Source organism: Sphingobacterium sp. Lzh-3, from assembly GCF_046764375.1.
Lineage (GTDB): Bacteria > Bacteroidota > Bacteroidia > Sphingobacteriales > Sphingobacteriaceae > Sphingobacterium.
Genome location: NZ_CP177226.1, coordinates 1,241,551 through 1,259,115 on the forward strand (window position 1 = coordinate 1,241,551; position 17,565 = coordinate 1,259,115).

General features: G+C 42.3%; 14 protein-coding genes. 7 read left to right on the top strand and 7 right to left on the bottom strand.

From position 1 onward, the window contains the following. Window positions 1-51 precede the first annotated feature (51 nt). From ACLCDV_RS05035 to ACLCDV_RS05065, 7 genes are all read left to right on the top strand, one after another. Window positions 52-1,197: a hypothetical protein gene (locus ACLCDV_RS05035; RefSeq protein WP_411973044.1), complete on the top strand. Its 1,146-nt coding sequence runs from the start codon at window positions 52-54 to the stop codon at window positions 1,195-1,197. A gap of 46 nt (window positions 1,198-1,243) precedes the next feature. Beyond that, window positions 1,244-2,479 carry an MFS transporter gene (locus tag ACLCDV_RS05040; RefSeq protein ID WP_411973045.1) on the top strand — a complete coding sequence of 412 codons (1,236 nt, stop codon included), beginning with the start codon at window positions 1,244-1,246 and terminating at the stop codon, window positions 2,477-2,479. A gap of 70 nt (window positions 2,480-2,549) precedes the next feature. Beyond that, a complete protein-coding gene (locus ACLCDV_RS05045) occupies window positions 2,550-4,655 on the top strand; it encodes a GDSL-type esterase/lipase family protein (protein WP_411973046.1) in 2,106 nt (701 codons plus the stop codon). A gap of 32 nt (window positions 4,656-4,687) precedes the next feature. Then, window positions 4,688-5,908 (top strand): AGE family epimerase/isomerase, encoded by a 1,221-nt coding sequence (locus ACLCDV_RS05050; protein ID WP_317668233.1) that lies wholly within the window; start codon window positions 4,688-4,690, stop codon window positions 5,906-5,908. Between the two features lies 1 nt (window position 5,909). Then, entirely contained in the window at window positions 5,910-7,892 is a 1,983-nt protein-coding gene (locus ACLCDV_RS05055) for a family 20 glycosylhydrolase (RefSeq protein WP_411973047.1), read from the top strand. Window positions 7,893-7,964: 72 nt separating this feature from the next. Continuing rightward, window positions 7,965-9,122 carry a sialidase family protein gene (locus tag ACLCDV_RS05060; protein WP_317668231.1) on the top strand — a complete coding sequence of 386 codons (1,158 nt, stop codon included), beginning with the start codon at window positions 7,965-7,967 and terminating at the stop codon, window positions 9,120-9,122. A 167-nt stretch (window positions 9,123-9,289) separates the two neighbouring features. Next, window positions 9,290-10,558 (top strand): family 16 glycosylhydrolase, encoded by a 1,269-nt coding sequence (locus tag ACLCDV_RS05065; protein ID WP_411973048.1) that lies wholly within the window; start codon window positions 9,290-9,292, stop codon window positions 10,556-10,558. Window positions 10,559-10,733: 175 nt separating this feature from the next. Here the strand turns inward: ACLCDV_RS05065 and ACLCDV_RS05070 are convergent, their stop codons facing one another. The 7 genes from ACLCDV_RS05070 to ACLCDV_RS05100 form a co-directional block, all read right to left on the bottom strand. Further along, window positions 10,734-12,053: a serine hydrolase domain-containing protein gene (locus ACLCDV_RS05070; RefSeq protein ID WP_411973049.1), complete on the bottom strand. Its 1,320-nt coding sequence runs from the start codon at window positions 12,051-12,053 to the stop codon at window positions 10,734-10,736. Further along, on the bottom strand, window positions 12,050-12,667 hold the full coding sequence (locus ACLCDV_RS05075) for a hypothetical protein (protein WP_411973050.1): 618 nt from the start codon (window positions 12,665-12,667) through the stop codon (window positions 12,050-12,052). The genes ACLCDV_RS05070 and ACLCDV_RS05075 overlap by 4 nt, the downstream gene beginning before the upstream one ends. Continuing rightward, on the bottom strand, window positions 12,657-13,001 hold the full coding sequence (locus tag ACLCDV_RS05080; protein WP_333576703.1) for a PadR family transcriptional regulator: 345 nt from the start codon (window positions 12,999-13,001) through the stop codon (window positions 12,657-12,659). The genes ACLCDV_RS05075 and ACLCDV_RS05080 overlap by 11 nt, the downstream gene beginning before the upstream one ends. A gap of 480 nt (window positions 13,002-13,481) precedes the next feature. After that, window positions 13,482-13,763, bottom strand: a complete 282-nt coding sequence (locus ACLCDV_RS05085) for a hypothetical protein (protein ID WP_317668226.1) — start codon at window positions 13,761-13,763, stop codon at window positions 13,482-13,484. Window positions 13,764-13,766: 3 nt separating this feature from the next. Further along, on the bottom strand, window positions 13,767-14,480 hold the full coding sequence (locus tag ACLCDV_RS05090) for a hypothetical protein (RefSeq protein WP_411973051.1): 714 nt from the start codon (window positions 14,478-14,480) through the stop codon (window positions 13,767-13,769). 180 nt (window positions 14,481-14,660) lie between these two features. Next, on the bottom strand, window positions 14,661-16,898 hold the full coding sequence (locus ACLCDV_RS05095; RefSeq protein ID WP_317668224.1) for a Tex family protein: 2,238 nt from the start codon (window positions 16,896-16,898) through the stop codon (window positions 14,661-14,663). An 85-nt stretch (window positions 16,899-16,983) separates the two neighbouring features. Continuing rightward, entirely contained in the window at window positions 16,984-17,505 is a 522-nt protein-coding gene (locus tag ACLCDV_RS05100; RefSeq protein ID WP_317668223.1) for a twin-arginine translocase TatA/TatE family subunit, read from the bottom strand. Window positions 17,506-17,565: the final 60 nt, after the last annotated feature.

The following is a 17,565-nucleotide window of genomic DNA, read 5'->3' on the forward strand; positions in this document are numbered from 1 at the left end:
ACATCGAGAGGGAGATTACAAGGTAGACTGTAGGTTCGAGAATAAATAGATATGACAAAACAACATTGGATGGGAGTTATCGTGGGAATACTGGTTACAGGTGCTGTTCAAGCACAGGTTGGTCAATTGGAATGGCATAAAGGCATTACGTTGCCAGCTATGCAAGATGGAAAGGTGCATATTGGTATGGCAGGACCAATAGCCGGTGTCACAGGCGATTGTTTTCTGGTTGCCGGCGGAGCGAATTTTCCACATTTACCACCTTGGGAAGGTGGGGCGAAAGAGATCCAAAAAGATGTTTTTATTTACGGAAAAGAAAGGGAAGGACTGCGCTTAATAGCCCATGATAGTCTTCCTGCGGCAGTTTCTTACGCAGCTAGCTTGAGTCTACCCGATGGATTGTTGGTTATCGGTGGAGAGACTCCGGAAGGAAAAACAGCCATTTGTAGACTGATTAAATACGATGGCTCTACCAAGAAAATTACGGTGTCTGACTTCCCGAACCTACCGTTTCCATTAGCTAATATGGGAGCGGTAATTCATGGAAATAAACTTTTCATTGCCGGTGGAGAAATGTCTGATGCTGTATCAGATCAAGTGTTGCAATTGGATCTAGCACATCTTGAAAAAGGATGGGTTTGTGTGGGAAGATTGCCCTATGCTGTCTCCCATTTGCAATTGTTGTCTGATAGTCAACATGGGCTGTATCTACTTGGTGGAAGAAAGGCTCATCCAGAGAGCCCTTCAACGTTATATCATGAACTATGGTGCTCAACCGATGGTGGTAGTACTTGGTCCAAACGGACGGACATTCCTTTCCCTGCCGCGGCGGGAACTGCTTGTGTATTGCCCGACCAAGGAATATGGTTGTTGAGTGCAGATCGGGGCAATACCTTCCATCAGGTGGAAGCGCTAATCTTTGACGCTAAAAAGGAAGCGAACCTCTCGAAGAGACAGAAACTTATTGATGCCAAGAATAAATTGCAAATCAATCATCCCGGTTTCGGCAAGGAGGTATGGCGTTATGATCTGAAATCGGCGAAATGGAAGCGGATGGGGGATCTGCCGTCGGATGGACCTGTAACCACGACAGCTGTTGTTTGGGGCAACATGATTATCTTGCCTAGTGGAGAAATTAAGGCCGGCGTTCGTACGCCTGAGATTTTAGTGGCCACATTTTCTAAGAAATGGGATTGAAAAAATAAGATATAAAAAACTCAATATAAACCTGATAAAAATTGAAATGATCTCTTCTTTACGACATAAATCTTTTTACCCATGGCTCGTTGTAGCCCTCCTTTGGGGAGTAGCCCTGCTGAATTATATGGATCGACAGATGCTATCTACTATGCGTGAAGCCATGCAGGTTGATATTCCGCAATTGCAGCGAGCCGAGACTTTTGGTGTATTGATGGCCGTTTTTCTTTACATCTATGGTGTCATGAGTCCGATAGCCGGTATCGTTGCCGATCGCAGCAATAGAAAATGGCTGATCGTAGGCAGTCTTTTTGTGTGGTCGGCCGTAACCTATGGCATGGGGATGGCGCACGATTATGCAACGCTATTGGTTTTACGGGCAATTATGGGATTTAGTGAAGCATTGTATATCCCGACAGCTCTTTCGCTGATCGCCGATTACCATACCGGAAAAAATCGATCGTTAGCCATTGGGTTACATATGACAGGACTTTATACAGGTCAGGCCTTGGGCGGTTTTGGTGCCACATTGGCCGCTTCAAAAGGATGGCATACCGCTTTTCATTGGTTTGGAATTATCGGAATATGTTATGCGGTCCTATTAGCGATCTTGCTTGTGGAGAAAAAACATGAGCCATCCCTTGAGGAGCCTGCTTCGGAAGGGCGATTGTCTCTTCCCAAAAGTTTACTGTTGCTATTTTCCAATGTGGCATTCTGGATCCTATTATTTTATTTTGCGGCTCCAAGCTTACCCGGCTGGGCCATAAAAAATTGGTTGCCAACCTTGTTTGCCGATAGCCTGAATATTCCAATGGCCAAAGCTGGTCCATTGTCGACTATCACAATCGCGATCTCATCCTTTATTGGAGTTATCGTCGGCGGCATACTCAGTGATCGATGGGTACAAAAAAATATCCGTGGCCGCATTTATACCAGTGCAATTGGGCTTGGACTGACCATACCAGCTTTATTGTTTTTGGGATTAGGCCAGACCTTACCTGCGGTGGTCGGAGCGGCGGTCTGTTTTGGAATTGGTTTTGGCATATTCGATGCCAACAATATGCCTATCCTATGTCAGGTTGTTCCTAAAAATTTGCGCGCAACCGCTTACGGTTTTATGAATATGGTTGGGGTGTTCGCTGGAGCCGTTATTACGCAATGGTTAGGGAAATTTAAGGACGAAGGGCATTTTGGGCTAGGCTTTGCATTATTGGGAGGCGCGGTACTGTTGGCGTTACTCTTGCAACTCCTGTTTCTCAAACCCAAAGCTACGGCGAAGTAAGCATATTAGTAAATTAATGAAAAACCGCCGCCTATATCGCTTTTATATCCTGAATGAATAGATGATGAAAATGAAATACTTGATCAGCACGCTGCATACCTATATGTCAAAAAAAGGAGGTCTACTTTTAGGTTTGATTGTCTCCATCTCCATTTCCGTGGGACAACCCCGAACAAAAGTAGCTTGCATCGGTAACTCCGTAACTTTTGGCTATGGCCTTGCCAGCCCAAGTCAGAATTCCTATCCGAGCCAGCTTCAAGCGTTGCTGGGTCAGCGGTTTGAAGTAAGGAATTTTGGCCATTCAGGGGCCACGCTTTTACGTAAGGGGCATAGACCTTATGATAAAACAGAAGAATACAGAAATGCATTGGCCTTTAAGCCGAATATTGCCATTATACACCTGGGACTCAATGATACTGATCCACGAAATTGGCCGAATTATAAGAATTCTTTCGCAGCAGATTACGCAACCTTGATTGACTCCATACGATCCGTTAATCCCAAAGTAAAAATTTACATCTGTCGATTGACTCCTATTTTTAGTGGTCATGCCCGCTTCCTGTCCGGTACCCGTGACTGGTACGATCAGATCCAGCAACTGATTCCGCGTATTGCTGAAAGTAATCAGGTTGGTTTGATTGATCTCAATAGTCCACTTCATGCTCGAATTGATCTTTTCGACGATTACTTGCATCCGAATAAACAAGGAGCAAAATTCATCGCGAGACAGGTGGCTAATGCACTGGTACCCCTTAGCCAAAAACTACAAGTGGGCGAAACAATCGGTTCAGATATGGTGCTCCAGCGTAATTGGGAAAATAGCATCTATGGTAAAGGGACAGCCGCCGATGAGATCACTGTTGTCTTTAACAAGAAAAATTATAGGACCCAAGTCAATTCCGATGGTTTCTGGGAAATTAAATTGCCTAAAATGGAAGCCGGAGGACCCTATGAAATAGCCGTGCGTTCGGGCAGGGAGAAAATAGTATTGAAAAATATTCTTTTTGGCGATGTATACCTTGCTTCGGGGCAATCAAATATGGCGTTTCAACTTCGTGGAGCTGCAAAGGGCGAAGAGCTGATTAACAATGCACTGCACATAAAGAACATGCGGCTTTTTAAATGCCGCAACCTAGTGGAAACCAATGCTGTTGCATGGGATACCGCTACCTTAAGGAAAGTAAACGATTTGGCCTTTTTCAGCGGCGCCTGGCGGCAAGCTACCGGAGAAGAGGCCGCTCAGTTCTCAGCTGTTGCTTATTCATTTGCCCAGCAGATCGCCAACGAGCAACATATTCCCATTGGTATTATTGATCTTTCGGTAGGTGGCTCTAATACTGAATCTTGGATTGATCGAAAATCACTGGAAAACGACGATCTGCTGGCCTCTTATATCCACAATTGGCAAAAGTCAGATTTTCTGCAGGATTTCTGCCGTGAACGTGCCGGTCAGAATCTGGCTGTTTCGAAGGTGAAAAATCAACGCCATCCGTATCAACCTGCTTACAATTTTGAAGCAGGGGTCAGTAAATGGTTGGGGACAGGATTGAAAGGTATATTATGGTATCAAGGCGAAAGCAATGCCCATAATATAGAACTTCACGAACGTCTTTTTAAAACATTGGTTTCTTCCTGGCGGAAGAGTTTTCACCAAGAGCTTCCTTTTTTCTTTGTTCAGCTTACCAGTATAGATAGACCTTCATGGGGCGATTTTAGAAACTCACAACGCTTACTGGAGAAAGCCATTGCTGGTACACACATGGCCGTAACGATCGATGTGGGTGATTCTTTGGATGTACATCCCCGTGAGAAGATAGTGGTAGGTCGGCGTTTGGCAGATTTAGTGCGTCAACATGTGTATGGCGTTGAATTGAATGCAGATCATCCTGAACCGGTCAGCTATGCGCTTCGCGATGATAAGCTGTTATTGACATTTGACCATTGTATAAAATTAGTAACCCAAGGGAATTTGGCTGTGAAAGGTTTTCAGGTAATGGACAATAAGGGGGAAATTTATGATGTAAACGCAAATATCCTATCGGGCAATGTCGTTGAAATCGTTAAGCCAAGTTTCGGAATCAGCAGAATCCTGTATGGATATGAACCTTTTAGCAGGGCAAATCTTCAAAATGAAATTGGAACGCCAGTGTCCACTTTTGATTTAACGATCAACTAAACAGAAATGAATTGATTCAAAAACTAGAAAAGATGAAACAGATAAGTATAAAAGATACCGCAAATATAATTGACACTGATTACTTGAAGGAGTTGGAAGCTTTTTATCGTGATCAGCTTTTAAAAGACACGGTACCATTTTGGTTTCCACGATCGATTGACCATGAATGTGGCGGCTACTTATTTATGCGTGATCATGATGGGACGTTGATTGATACAGATAAGGCCGTATGGATACAGGGAAGGGCATGCTGGTTGCTGGCCACACTTTACAATACAGTTGAGCAAAAAGAGGAATGGCTGGAAGGGGCCCGGATAGGCTATGAGTTTTTGAAGAAACATTGTTTTGACGCAAACGGCAAAATGTATTTTCATGTAGATCGCACAGGTAACCCTATTCGTATGCGTCGTTATTTCTTTTCGGAGACTTTCGCGGCAATCGCTTTTGCTGCCTATGCAAAAGCGACGGGAGATGACGGTATTGCTGCGGAAGCACGTGAGCTGTTTGGAATTTGTCTGGCTTATGCACAGGGAGAAAGATTGGTGGAACCAAAATACGAACAGACCAGACCAATGAAAGGGATCGGTGTGCCGATGATTATGATCAATACAGCACAGCAAATTCGCGAAACCATTGGAGATCCAAGGTGTGATTCCGTTATCAGTGATTTTATCGCGCAGATTGAACGTGATTTTGTAAAAGATGACATACGTTGTGTGATGGAACAAGTTGGTCCCGAAGGTGAAATTGTTGATCATATTGACGGGCGCACACTCAATCCCGGACATGCCATAGAAGGAGCTTGGTTTATCTTGCATGAAGCGAAATATCGGGCGAACGATCCGCATCTGATTGATCTTGGTTGTCGTATGCTCGATTATATGTGGGAGCGCGGCTGGGATACAGAATATGGTGGTATACTATATTTTCGAGATGTCTATGGAAAGCCGGTACAAGAATACTGGCAGGATATGAAGTTTTGGTGGCCACAGAATGAAACGATTATAGCAACATTACTCGCTTACCTAATGACGGGAAATGAGAAATATAAAAGTTGGCATCAGCAGATCAATCAGTATGCCTATGATCATTTTCATGATAAAATCAATGGTGAGTGGTATGGTTATCTGCATCGTGATGGAAAGATTGCGCAAACGGCAAAAGGTAATTTATTTAAAGGACCTTTCCACCTCCCTCGTCAAGAGTGGTACTGCATGCAAATACTAAAGGAATTTAACACGATTAAAGGGTAACATGATGCGACAAACTGTAGCAACAACTAAGTTCCTCCAAAGGCTGATGATGATTATCATGATGATCTCTCCGCTATATAGTATGTGTGAAACTATCAGACCTTTGCTTCCCATGCCGCAGTCTGTTACCTGGAAAACCGGGTATTACCAGGTCAAACATATTGTGTGTGTACGCACCAAAGGAGACGTGTCAACTACAGATAGACAGACGTTGACAGCATTGCTAAGTGATTGGAATGGAAGGCGGACAGACTTCGATAGCAAAGAAAATATAGCTATAACGATTAGTTGCAATAAAAAAATAAAACTTCCCTCGCCTTCTTTAGAAGGCTATCGCATCGTCATAGACAAAAGGGGCGTAAACATTGAAGCCCGGGCGGGGAAAGGGGTTTTCTATGCGCTGCAAACGCTGCGTCAACTGGGGGGGAGCGATGGTAAGTTGCCGTATTGCAACATTACAGATTATCCATCTTTTCGCTGGCGTGGCTACTTGGTAGACGTGGGAAGAAATTTTCAGTCGATAAAGGTGCTGAAGGAGCAGATCGATATGATGGCGCGGTATAAACTCAATATTTTTCACTTTCATTTCACCGAAGATATTGCGTGGCGACTGATCAGTAAAAAATATCCCGGTTTGACCGACTCGGCAAATATGGAGCGTTGGAAGGGAAAGTATTATACAGTCGACGATATGCAGCAGCTGATCCGGTATTGTCGTGATCGCCATATTGAGCTCGTACCCGAAATTGATATGCCGGGGCATTCTGCCGCATTTCGCCGTTATTTTAAAACGGATATGCAGAGCGATAGCGGTGTAGCGATCATCAAGGAACTGGTGAAGGAATTTGCGATCACCTATCCCGGACTACCTTACCTGCATATTGGGGGGGATGAGGTGAAAATTTACAATCAAGCATTTTTGCCGATGATGACAAAATGGACGGAGGACTTGGGGCTAAAAACCATCGGTTGGGAGCCTGGAGGGAATTTGCTGCCACACACAATCCGTCAGCTTTGGATGGGTGGGGCACAGGCTATTACCAATGACTCTCCTTTTGAAGTGATTGACTCAAAGCATTTGTATATCAATCATATGGATCCTTTGGAGACCGTGACTACCTTGTTTTATAGACAGTTGGGAGGACAGTCCTCAGAAAATGAAAAGTTAATGGGTGCGACCTTGTGTTCCTGGCCCGATCGTGCAGTCCATCATGAGCGCGATGTATTCCATCAGAACGCAGTTTACCCGGCTTTGCTAACTTTTGCGGAACGAAGCTGGCGAGGAGGAGGAGATTTTGAATGGCGGAGTAATATCAAAACGGATATAAAGGGATTAACGCAATTTGCTGAATTTGAAAAGCGTTTGCTCCAACATAAAAGATTGTATTTTAAGGATCTTATTTTTCCATATTATGCGCAAAGTGGGCAAAAATGGATATTGTATGGCCCTGTGGAAAATAAAGGTGATCTGAGCATGGTCTTAAAAAATGAAGCGACAGGAAAATTTACCGCTTTAAAGAAGATCGGTGAGTTTTATGGTGGAACTATCGTATTACGCCATTGGTGGGCTGATGTGGTAAAAGGAGCTCTTGATCGGCCGCTTGAAAATAGCACCGTATATGCTGTGAGCAAAGTATGGAGTGAAAAAGGGGGAGACCAAAGTTTTTGGATTGGTTTTAACGACCTCTCCCGTTCATATGCTAGTGATTCACCAAATTTGGGGACCTGGGACGATAGAATGAGCAAAATTTGGGTGAACGGGCGTGAAGTGCTTCCACCGAAATGGCAACATGCTGGCCAAAAAGGAAATTTGGAGCTCCCATTGGTTGATGAAGGTTACAGCTACCGAAGTCCAAGCATTGTTCTGTTGGAGAAAGGCTGGAATACAGTTGTGGTGAAACTTCCTGTGGGAAAATTAAATGGGAAAGATTGGCAAAATCCACTAAAATGGATGTTTACCTGCCTACCGATTGAAAGGGAGTAATAAATAACAGATCTCATTGCGTTAACACAGATGAATTTTTTAAATAGAAGTAACAATAAAACTTATATAGATATGAAGAAATTAGGGACAATGTTGGTATTTGCACTGTTGGCAGGAATTTGTCACGCTCAGGAAGTGAATGTATTTGTTTCAGGAGAAGATGGCTATAAAAGCTACCGCATACCTGCTATTGTAAAGGATAAAAGCGGACAGTTAATTGCTTTTGCAGAAGGTAGGGTGGATCATGCTGGCGATTTTGGTAATGTGGATATTGTTTATAAAACCAGTCAGGATAATGGAAAAACATGGGGGCCATTGCAAGTTGCTGTTGACAATGATAATCTGCAGGTCGGAAATCCAGCTCCGGTAGTGGATCTATTGGATCCGGCATATCCGAAAGGACGCCTGTTTCTTTTTTATAATACGGGTAATAATCATGAGGGAGAAGTCCGCAAAGGAAATGGTTTGCGAGAATGTTGGTCAATTAGTTCGACCGACGGTGGTAAGACCTGGTCTAATCCAGAAAACATCACGCTACAGACGCATCGTCCCAATCAACCATCCGTAAATGCACAATATATTTTTAAGGAAGACTGGCGGACTTACGCAAATACGCCCGGACATGCTTTACAATTTGATTCTGGTAAGTTTAAAGGACGTATTTATATTCCTGCTAACCATTCTGAAGGAAATCCGAAAGAAAATGGCAAAGATTATTTTGCACATTCATACTACTCGGACGATCATGGAAAGACATTCAAGATAGGGGAAAGTGTGAAATTTGAAGGATCAAATGAAACAATGGCCGCGCAGATATCGCATACAGGGCTGTATATGAATTCCCGTAATCAGCAAGGTAATGTCAAATCGAGAATTGTGTCTTATTCAAATGATGGTGGAGTTACTTGGGATACAACCTATTATGATAAAAACTTATCCGATCCGGTCAACCAGGGTTCAGTGCTTTCCTGGCAAAAGAAAGGAAAATATGTATTGGCTGTGTGTAATGCTGCATCAACCAATAGAAGAGACAATCTAACCGTTAGATTGAGCAAAGATCAGGGCAAAACATGGTATTTTAATCAGGTAGTTGCTAAAGCACCCGAAGGTATAAAGGGTGATTATGCTGCTTACTCCGACCTGGTCCTTTTAAGCAAAAACAAATTGGGCGTTCTATTTGAAAAAGAGAATTACAGCAAAATTGTCTTTTTGCCCATAGATACTCAATAATCGGGCACAGCGTATTATCGATATAATACCTAATTTCTTTCATTTCTTCCTTTTAGTTAAACAGGAAGGAATGAAAGATAAAAATGAATCTTCGATTATATGGCAGCTTGCTCCACAGGCTGTTAAATAACGATATAAACTTAATAAAACCAATAATCAAAAACTAAATGAGAAAAACCAAATTTTGGCTGGTGCTGAGCCTAATCGCAACCAGCCTGTCTATTTTTGCCTGCAAAAAAGACTCGACAGCAACAAAAACTCCGATTCCGGAAGTAAGTAAGGCGAAGGCCTCGACTAAGCTATTAAATGCGACTAACGTAGCGACAACTGATTACGAATTGGTCTGGTCGGATGAGTTTAATAGCAACGGGAGCTTTGATTCCACAAAATGGTCTTATGCTGACAGGGGCACTGTCGCATGGAATAAGTATATGACCTCTTTGCCGGCTTATGCATCCCAAGATGGGAGCAATCTCGTATTGCGTATGGATAATGCTGTTGTAGCCGGAGATCCTGTTGCCTATCATGCGGGAGGAGTTAAGTCGATGGGGAAATTTAGTATGACTTATGGAAAAGTTGAAGTGAGGGCTAAATTTACGCAAGGAAGAGGTTCATGGCCCGCTATTTGGATGATGCCCGAACCGGCTACAGCGTATGGTGGCTGGCCAGCCTGTGGTGAAATTGATATTATGGAGCATGTTAACAACGAAAGCGTAATGTACCATACGATCCATAATAGCTCAGTTACCAATGCAAATGGTGGGAGCACAGCATCGAAATCTGCTACCTATAATACCACAGATTACAATATATATACGATGATCTGGAGTCCAAACGACATTCGATTTTACGTCAACAATGTATTGCAGTATACCTACGCAAGAGTTTCCGGTGGGGGGACGCAGCAATGGCCATTTGATGTTCCTTTTTATCTGATTCTAAATCAGGCCGGTGGAGCGGGATGGCCGGGGGCGATCACAAATGCTGACTTACCCTTTAGTATGCAGGTGGATTATGTACGTGTGTATAAACTTCCTTTATTTAGCAATGGCGATTTCGAAAGCAGTGTCATCTATCCTTGGACAACATGGGGCGGTGGATCATCGGTCGTTTCTACCGATGCCCGGACAGGAAGCAGATGCATCCGCGAAACAGGCGGAGAGACTTCCATTGAACAATACCTAACCGGTTTAACGCCAAATACGACCTATCGTTTTGGTGGCTACGCCAAAGTGTCTGCAGCAGGCCAGTCGGTCAGTATCGGTGTCAAAAATTACGGTGGAACTGCAGTCAATGCGACTATAGGTACGACCAGCTATTCCAGTAATTCGGTTACTTTTACAACTGGAGCCAATAATACCACAGCTACCGTCTATTTCTATAAACCCTTGAGCGGTACCGTGTACGGTGATGATTTCTATTTGGAAAAACTGTAAAATGCCATAGTTGAAAGAGCAGCGGTTTAGTTCAACCGCTGCTCTTTTCGAGGTGCGCGTGATGACGAAGGCATCGGTCCGCATTGAGGATGTCGATATCACTACCGCAGGACAAATGCAAAATGGTGCCGAATAAAGGCCGTGAATCCTTACATTAGTTAACCGCAGTATTCCCTTATTTCTTTAAAACAAGCGTATGTCCATTTTGATAGAGTGTCATTTTGTTGTCGCTACGTTCGAAAACTATTTTTACACCAAATTGGGGTTGAACCAGCGTGTTTCTATCCTTGGGTTTCAGCTGAAATGAAGGTTGACCAACGACCTGTCCAAACACCTTGTTGCCCTCTCTCGTAATATTTATCTGAATAGGAGGTTGCTCGCTTTTATATTCGCCAACAAGGCTTGAAATTTCTTCCTCTGTCAATTGAATTTCCGCAAGATCAGGAAGTGGAAAAGGTTTTTTATAAAGCTCGCCAAGGCTGAACTTTAGAATTTCATTATTATTATAATTGTTGGCATTACTAATAAGTGCGACGGTGTAATTATCATCATCAAAATGGCTGGCTACCGAGGAGTACCCGTCTATACCACCTGTGTGGCCGAACCCTATATGTTCATAGAATGGCAATTGGAATAAACCCAGTCCGTAGCCCTGATCTATTTTTTTCATCTCTTCCAGGCTCGCAGCACTGATTATTTTATGATGAAATAAACCATTGAAAAATTTGACCAGATCTGTGGGAGTTGACCAAACAGCTCCGGCGCCAAGAGGAACAGAATTGTCTGTGTGTGGTTCAAGAGACCATTCTTTCGTGTACCGATAGGATTCACTCAGATCACTGCTATTGCTTTGCGGCCGGCCGAATGTGGTATGTTCCAACTTTAATGGTCGGCAGATATACGCATTCAACAAAGAGGCATAGTCTTTTTTCCATACTTTTTCAAGGATGTAAGTAAGTAGAATGTAGTTTGAATTACTGTATTCATGTTTGCTTCCGGGGGCAAATTCAGCTCCGCCTTTGATAATGCGTTCAACAAGTTCCTGCTCTGTTTGAGGTTTAGTGTTCCATGTCAAATAATCTTTGTCGTCCGTGACGCTATGAACCCCGCTGCTATGATTTAACAATTGACTGACGGTTATCTTTTCGGCGTTGGGAATGCTTTTAAAGTAGGTTGCTAATGTCTGATTTAACTGGAGTTTTCCGAGCTCAACTGTTTTTAGTACAAGTGTTGCGGTGAAAGTTTTGGAGATTGAACCTATTCCATAACGCGTATGTATGTCGGCTTTCTTTTTCTGCGCCAGGTCTGCATATCCAATTGCCTTTTGATAGAGTAATTGATCGCCTTTGCTGATCGCAATACTGCCCATCCAGACATTATTTTTATCCATAACGGCCATCAGGCTGTCCATGCGAACAGGTGTGAATTCCTGGGCTTTGAGAATGGGGCTTGATAGGGTTCCTAAGAGGAACAATAACACTGTGGTTCTTTTCATAATTTATGGGGAATAGATTTTTTGAGTTTCAAAATTAACGTGGAGGAATAGTAAAGTCCACTGATGATAAATAGAAAGGCCGGAATGAAATAATTGCCCAATTGTTCGTAACGCAGGGCTTCTTCGTGCTGTAAAATAAGTTTGCCGAATATGAAAAACTTGTTGGGCGCATAGAAGAATCCGACTCCCTGAGGATCAATAAACTTGGCCACGACGAGAAATACGGCGATGAGCATCAGGGTATAGATGATATAATAAATCATGTTTACGATCCCTTGTGTGAGCATGATAGGTACCCGTAATAAGGATAGGGATTTACGAGGAGATTCTATTGACGGGGCAATGGACGTTGACAAAATCATTTCCTTGATAAAAGTCTCTGGTAACCCGAGTTTATCTAAGATTTCTTTGAGCTGACTAGGCATGGCGTCATGGATTAACTGTGGGGGAAGCTGCTGTTGCAATGCCTCAAATATGTGGCTATTGATTTCACATAAGATATCCTGTCTTTGCGCCAGCGCTAATTTTTTGACAAGGGCCGTTGCTGTTGACATATAGTCTTGATAAAGCTGAGCTGAAGATTTATTTGTAAAGTCTATCTGGTTATAATGCATGGGTCAAAGTGGTTATATGTTGGTTTAAGCTTGTCCAGTACGTTCTCATCGCTGCGAAGGTACTTTGACCTTCCTTTGTTATTTTGTAATATTTTCTTGGAATTCCTGTCGCTTGTGGAACCCAGTTCGATTCTACCAATCCTTCGTTTTTTAAACGGATCAATAAAGGATATAAAGTTCCTTCGGCAATATCAATCGCTGTTTTCTTCTTGACCTCCTGGATAAGATCGTAGCCATAGTATTCTTGATCGTAGGCAAGAATGCCTAATACAACGAAAGAAAGACTTCCTTTTTTTAGCTGTGAAACCCACTTGTCAATAAATTCTTTGTTCATGTAAGTAAATATAGAACAAAATACATAGTAATACAAGGTGTCTGTTCTGAATTTTTTATGCTACTCTTTACGGAGCATTATATCCTATTAAAAATAGAGCAGGATAAGCAGATTTAAGACAACAGGGATTAAAAAAAAACACTTGAAGCGGGGAACTTCAAGTGTTTAACCTAACCAATTATTAACCTAAATTTATGAAAAGTATACTTTCTCAAGTATAGTATACTACGTTCAATATCTATGCCATTTTTAATTGTTAGTCTTATAATATTTTTGTTTGTGTTATTTTTGTTACGTAATATGCCCTAATATAGTTAGTATTATATCTTATTTGGTAATATTTTTATGTTTTTAAAGATATTGACCAGGTTAAAAAGAACCTGAGTTAATTTTCTATACTATTTGTGACTACTTTATTACTCAAATTGTCCTTTTGTGTATAAAAAAGAAAACAGTTGCCGTCCGAAAATGGAAATATTTTTAGTACTGAACGTAACGTTTGAATAGGTCTTTCCACTCATCTTCCAAGTTTCCTTTATATACATCCTGTTTGGCACGCTGATACCAGTATTCAGCATTCCATTGATCGCCCTCTTTGCGGTGTAAATAAGCATGAACATGTGCTGCATCGGCTCCACCCAATTGATCGATGAGGTCATGGGCAGTTTTCCAATTTCCTTTTCGATCATACCAAAGTGACTTTTGTACCGCTGTCCAGTGCTGAACTGGGCTTTCAAAAGATTGAAATTCTTCTATTGTCATATTTTATTCTGTTATTTCTTTACTCCAGATTTCATATATATCGTCTCCTTTCGAACTCTTTCCTTTATGATGCCATGCGCCATTTATGATTTCACCATCAAAGGCGAGCTCTTGCCCGACTCTGTTATTATCTCTCGAAAAGAACTGTATTTTTTCGGAGTACCGATTATTATTGTACTGATAGTCGCCTCCGCCTGTACCATAGAAACCCTTTTGAGCGGGATTAATCGCTACCCATTGAAAATAGCCATCAACCAATATTTTGATTGTTTTACGATCTGCTTTGGGAATAGCATGCATTTTACCCTCTTGTTGTCTGCTGGTGATTCGCCAAAGCGCATCAAGGTCTTGCGGAATTTTTTTCTGTTTGATATAGAGATGGTAGCTATTGGCTGTTTTTAGGCGAAGGGAGTCTGCTTCAATCCGGTAAGACAATTGGGTTTCTTTGCCAATGGCTGCCGAATCCTGTGAGTTATACTCGATAGCGATAGTGATCAGATTATGCTGCTTATCAAGTGCGCCGCCCCAGGTATGCTGAAAACGTTTTCTGACGTCATCGTAACTTATAAATGAAATATAATGGTCTTTAACGAGCATTAAATGTTTATTGATGCCATCCTGGTACAGGTAGGCCCCGTTGTGAAGTTGCTGCTGTGCCTGGGTTTTAGAAAAATAGATTCCAAAAAACAGGAAAAATAGTAGGGTACAATTTTTCATAACGGGTTTAAACTTGTTTCCGTTAAAGATACAAAATAAAAATGTCGCCACGAATGATGAGCGTAGGATTTCATTGCATCAAAAAAAGCTGACCGGCTAGCGCGCTGCCTCAAGAAGTGACAAACTTATTGGAGGTGGTCTGGCGCACGGTCAGCTTTTTTGGTTTGAAGAAAAATGTATCTATTTGAACTTACTAGCCAGTGCAGCTAGCTTACTGGCCATATCCGTTTGTGGTTCGACCTGTTTTTTGTTGTCATTTTTCCTGTTTTTTGGTAACGCAGGCTTTTCATCTGTCTTCATGGATAATGCAATGCGATTACGTTTTTCATCCACTTCTGTCACTGTCACCATAACATGCTGCTGTACTTTCACGACCTCTTGTGGATCTGAGACATAGCGATTGGATAATTGACTTAGATGTACTAAACCGTCTTGGTGAACACCGATATCAACAAAAGCACCAAAATTCGTGATGTTGGTGACGATACCTGGTAACTTCATACCGACACGTAAATCCCCAATGCTGTTGACCCCATCCGTGAATGAAAATGCTTCGAATTTTTCCCTCGGATCTAATCCGGGTTTCGCTAATTCATTTAGAATATCGTTTAGTGTCGGTAGTCCTACTTCATCCGAAATGTAGTTTTTTAAAGGAATGGATTTTCTCAGGTCAGCATCTGTCAATAGGTCCTCCACTTTTTTTCCCAAGTCTTTGGCCATTTGTTCTACTAATGCATAACGCTCGGGGTGTACCGCCGAGGAATCCAAAGGATTTACCGCATGGCGAATACGAAGAAATCCAGCTGCTTGTTCAAAAGCTTTATCGCCAAGGCGGGGGACTTTCTTCAGCTCACGTCTTGAAGCAAAAGGGCCATTCTCATTTCTGTATTTGATGATCTGTTGGGCCAACGATGGACCCAGACCTGAAACATAGGATAAAATTTGTTTGGATGCTGTATTCAGTTCAACACCCACTGCATTTACACAGCTGATAACCGTATCGTCCAGTGATGTTTGAAGTTTATTCTGATCTACATCATGTTGATATTGTCCGACACCGATCGATTTTGGATCGATCTTAACAAGTTCAGCAAGTGGATCCATCAACCGTCTGCCAATAGATACGGCACCGCGTACCGTAACATCTTGATCTGGAAATTCTTCACGTGCCGTTTCTGAAGCCGAATAAATGGAGGCGCCGCTTTCATTGACCATAACGATGATAACGTTATTTAATCCGAGTTTCCGTACAAATTCTTCTGTTTCGCGGCCGGCGGTTCCATTACCGATTGCGATGGCTTGGATATCGTATTTCGAGACTAAATATTGAATTGTTTTTTTTGCTTCTGCCAGTCCATTGGCACCTGTATGCGGAAAGATGGCTGTATTTTCTTTGAGTTGTCCTTGTTCATCCAGCACCACTGTTTTACAGCCTGTCCGGAATCCCGGGTCGATGGCAAGCAGTCTTTTCTGCCCTAGTGGAGCGGCTAGAAGTAATTGACGAACATTGTCGGCAAAAACTTTGATGGCCTCTTCATCGGCCTTTTGCCTTGTCAATACACGGATTTCCGTCTCCATCGAAGGCTTTAGCAAGCGTTTATAACTGTCTATCAAGGCAAGTTTCACCTGAGCAGCAGCAGCATTGGCTCCTTTCACATAGATTGCTTCGATACGGGGTACAATTTCTTCTTCATTGATATCGATATCTAAATAGAGCAACTCTTCTTTTTCACCGCGGCGCATTGCCAAGACGCGGTGTGAGGGTGCATCTTTCAATGATTCAGACCACTCGTAATAGTCTTTATATTTTAGGGCAGCTTCTTCCTTTCCAGGAACTACCCTCGATACAAATAAGCCTTTTTCCAGAAATATCGCTCTCGACTTGGCCCTTACTGTGGCATCTTCCGCAATGATTTCTGCAATAATATCGCGGGCACCTGCCAATGCTTCCTCCGTATTTTTTACGCCTTTTTCTTCATCGACCAAACTATCCGCAAGGGCGAGGAAATCGTCCGTTTCTTGCGCCAAAATAAGATCCGCTAAAGGTTGCAGGCCTTTTTCACGTGCCACACTGGCGCGAGTTTTACGCTTAGGTTTGAAAGGCAGGTAGATATCTTCAAGACTGGCCATGGTTTCGGCAGCCAATACCTGTTGCTCAAGTTCTGGCGTTAGTTTTCCTTGATCGGTTATGGATTTCAGAACAGCTTCTTTACGTTTATCTAAGTCGCGGAGCTGCTGGAAACGATCTCTGATAGCGGTGATTTGAACTTCGTCCAAACTACCGGTCATTTCCTTACGGTAGCGCGAGATAAAGGGAACCGTAGCACCTTCGTCTAATAGTGCTATAGTCGTGCGAACCTGTTTTTCGCTAATAGAAAGCTCGTTAGCAATAGTAATTTCGTGTGTTGATAAGCTCATTGTCGGTTTAATCTTAAAAAGTAGAGCTGTTGAATCACCATTCAACAGCTCTAAGTATATCTAATTATAAACTAAAGTAGTAAAATTAAGCAGGTTTATTGGTATTGTCCTGCTCAGGAACTTTTTTATCTTCTACCTCGTTGTTTTTAGTTTCAGCAAAATGATCGTTATACCCGTACGTGATGTGGGATGGCTCTTCACCATAATCCGGTTGTTTATGTGGATTATGTTCGACAACACCGGCTGGTGTTGTAAACTCATATTTTTTCTTTGGTTGTTCTGTTTCTGATCCTTCTGTGGTTTCCTGTGGTTTCACCTCTTCTTCGTGTGCTGCTTGAGCTTTCTCTTCAGCTACACGTACATCATTAGGGACAGTTTCTTCTTTGACTTCTGTTTTAACGTCTATGTCTTTCTCGAAATTATTGATTTGATCTGAAATTTCACGCTTGATACCTTCTGATGCATCTTTAAATTCACGTATTCCTCTTCCTAAACCTCTCGCCAATTCAGGAAGTTTTTTGCCTCCAAAAAGTAACAAGATTGCAAACACAATTAAGATCATCTCTTGTGTTCCGATGTTTAGAAATGCTATTACTGGATTGTACATACTTTTTTCCTCTTCTTTTGATTACTAACTAGATGCTAAGGTACATTTATATTTCTATAG

Coding starts and splice junctions, on each gene's coding strand:
- ACLCDV_RS05095 (WP_317668224.1), bottom strand. CDS start 16,898: ATGAGCTTATCAACACACGAAATTACTATTGCTAACGAGCTTTCTATT.
- ACLCDV_RS05055 (WP_411973047.1), top strand. CDS start 5,910: ATGATGCGACAAACTGTAGCAACAACTAAGTTCCTCCAAAGGCTGATG.
- ACLCDV_RS05100 (WP_317668223.1), bottom strand. CDS start 17,505: ATGTACAATCCAGTAATAGCATTTCTAAACATCGGAACACAAGAGATG.
- ACLCDV_RS05080 (WP_333576703.1), bottom strand. CDS start 13,001: ATGAACAAAGAATTTATTGACAAGTGGGTTTCACAGCTAAAAAAAGGA.
- ACLCDV_RS05040 (WP_411973045.1), top strand. CDS start 1,244: ATGATCTCTTCTTTACGACATAAATCTTTTTACCCATGGCTCGTTGTA.
- ACLCDV_RS05035 (WP_411973044.1), top strand. CDS start 52: ATGACAAAACAACATTGGATGGGAGTTATCGTGGGAATACTGGTTACA.
- ACLCDV_RS05065 (WP_411973048.1), top strand. CDS start 9,290: ATGAGAAAAACCAAATTTTGGCTGGTGCTGAGCCTAATCGCAACCAGC.
- ACLCDV_RS05060 (WP_317668231.1), top strand. CDS start 7,965: ATGAAGAAATTAGGGACAATGTTGGTATTTGCACTGTTGGCAGGAATT.
- ACLCDV_RS05090 (WP_411973051.1), bottom strand. CDS start 14,480: ATGAAAAATTGTACCCTACTATTTTTCCTGTTTTTTGGAATCTATTTT.
- ACLCDV_RS05045 (WP_411973046.1), top strand. CDS start 2,550: ATGAAATACTTGATCAGCACGCTGCATACCTATATGTCAAAAAAAGGA.
- ACLCDV_RS05050 (WP_317668233.1), top strand. CDS start 4,688: ATGAAACAGATAAGTATAAAAGATACCGCAAATATAATTGACACTGAT.
- ACLCDV_RS05070 (WP_411973049.1), bottom strand. CDS start 12,053: ATGAAAAGAACCACAGTGTTATTGTTCCTCTTAGGAACCCTATCAAGC.
- ACLCDV_RS05085 (WP_317668226.1), bottom strand. CDS start 13,763: ATGACAATAGAAGAATTTCAATCTTTTGAAAGCCCAGTTCAGCACTGG.
- ACLCDV_RS05075 (WP_411973050.1), bottom strand. CDS start 12,667: ATGCATTATAACCAGATAGACTTTACAAATAAATCTTCAGCTCAGCTT.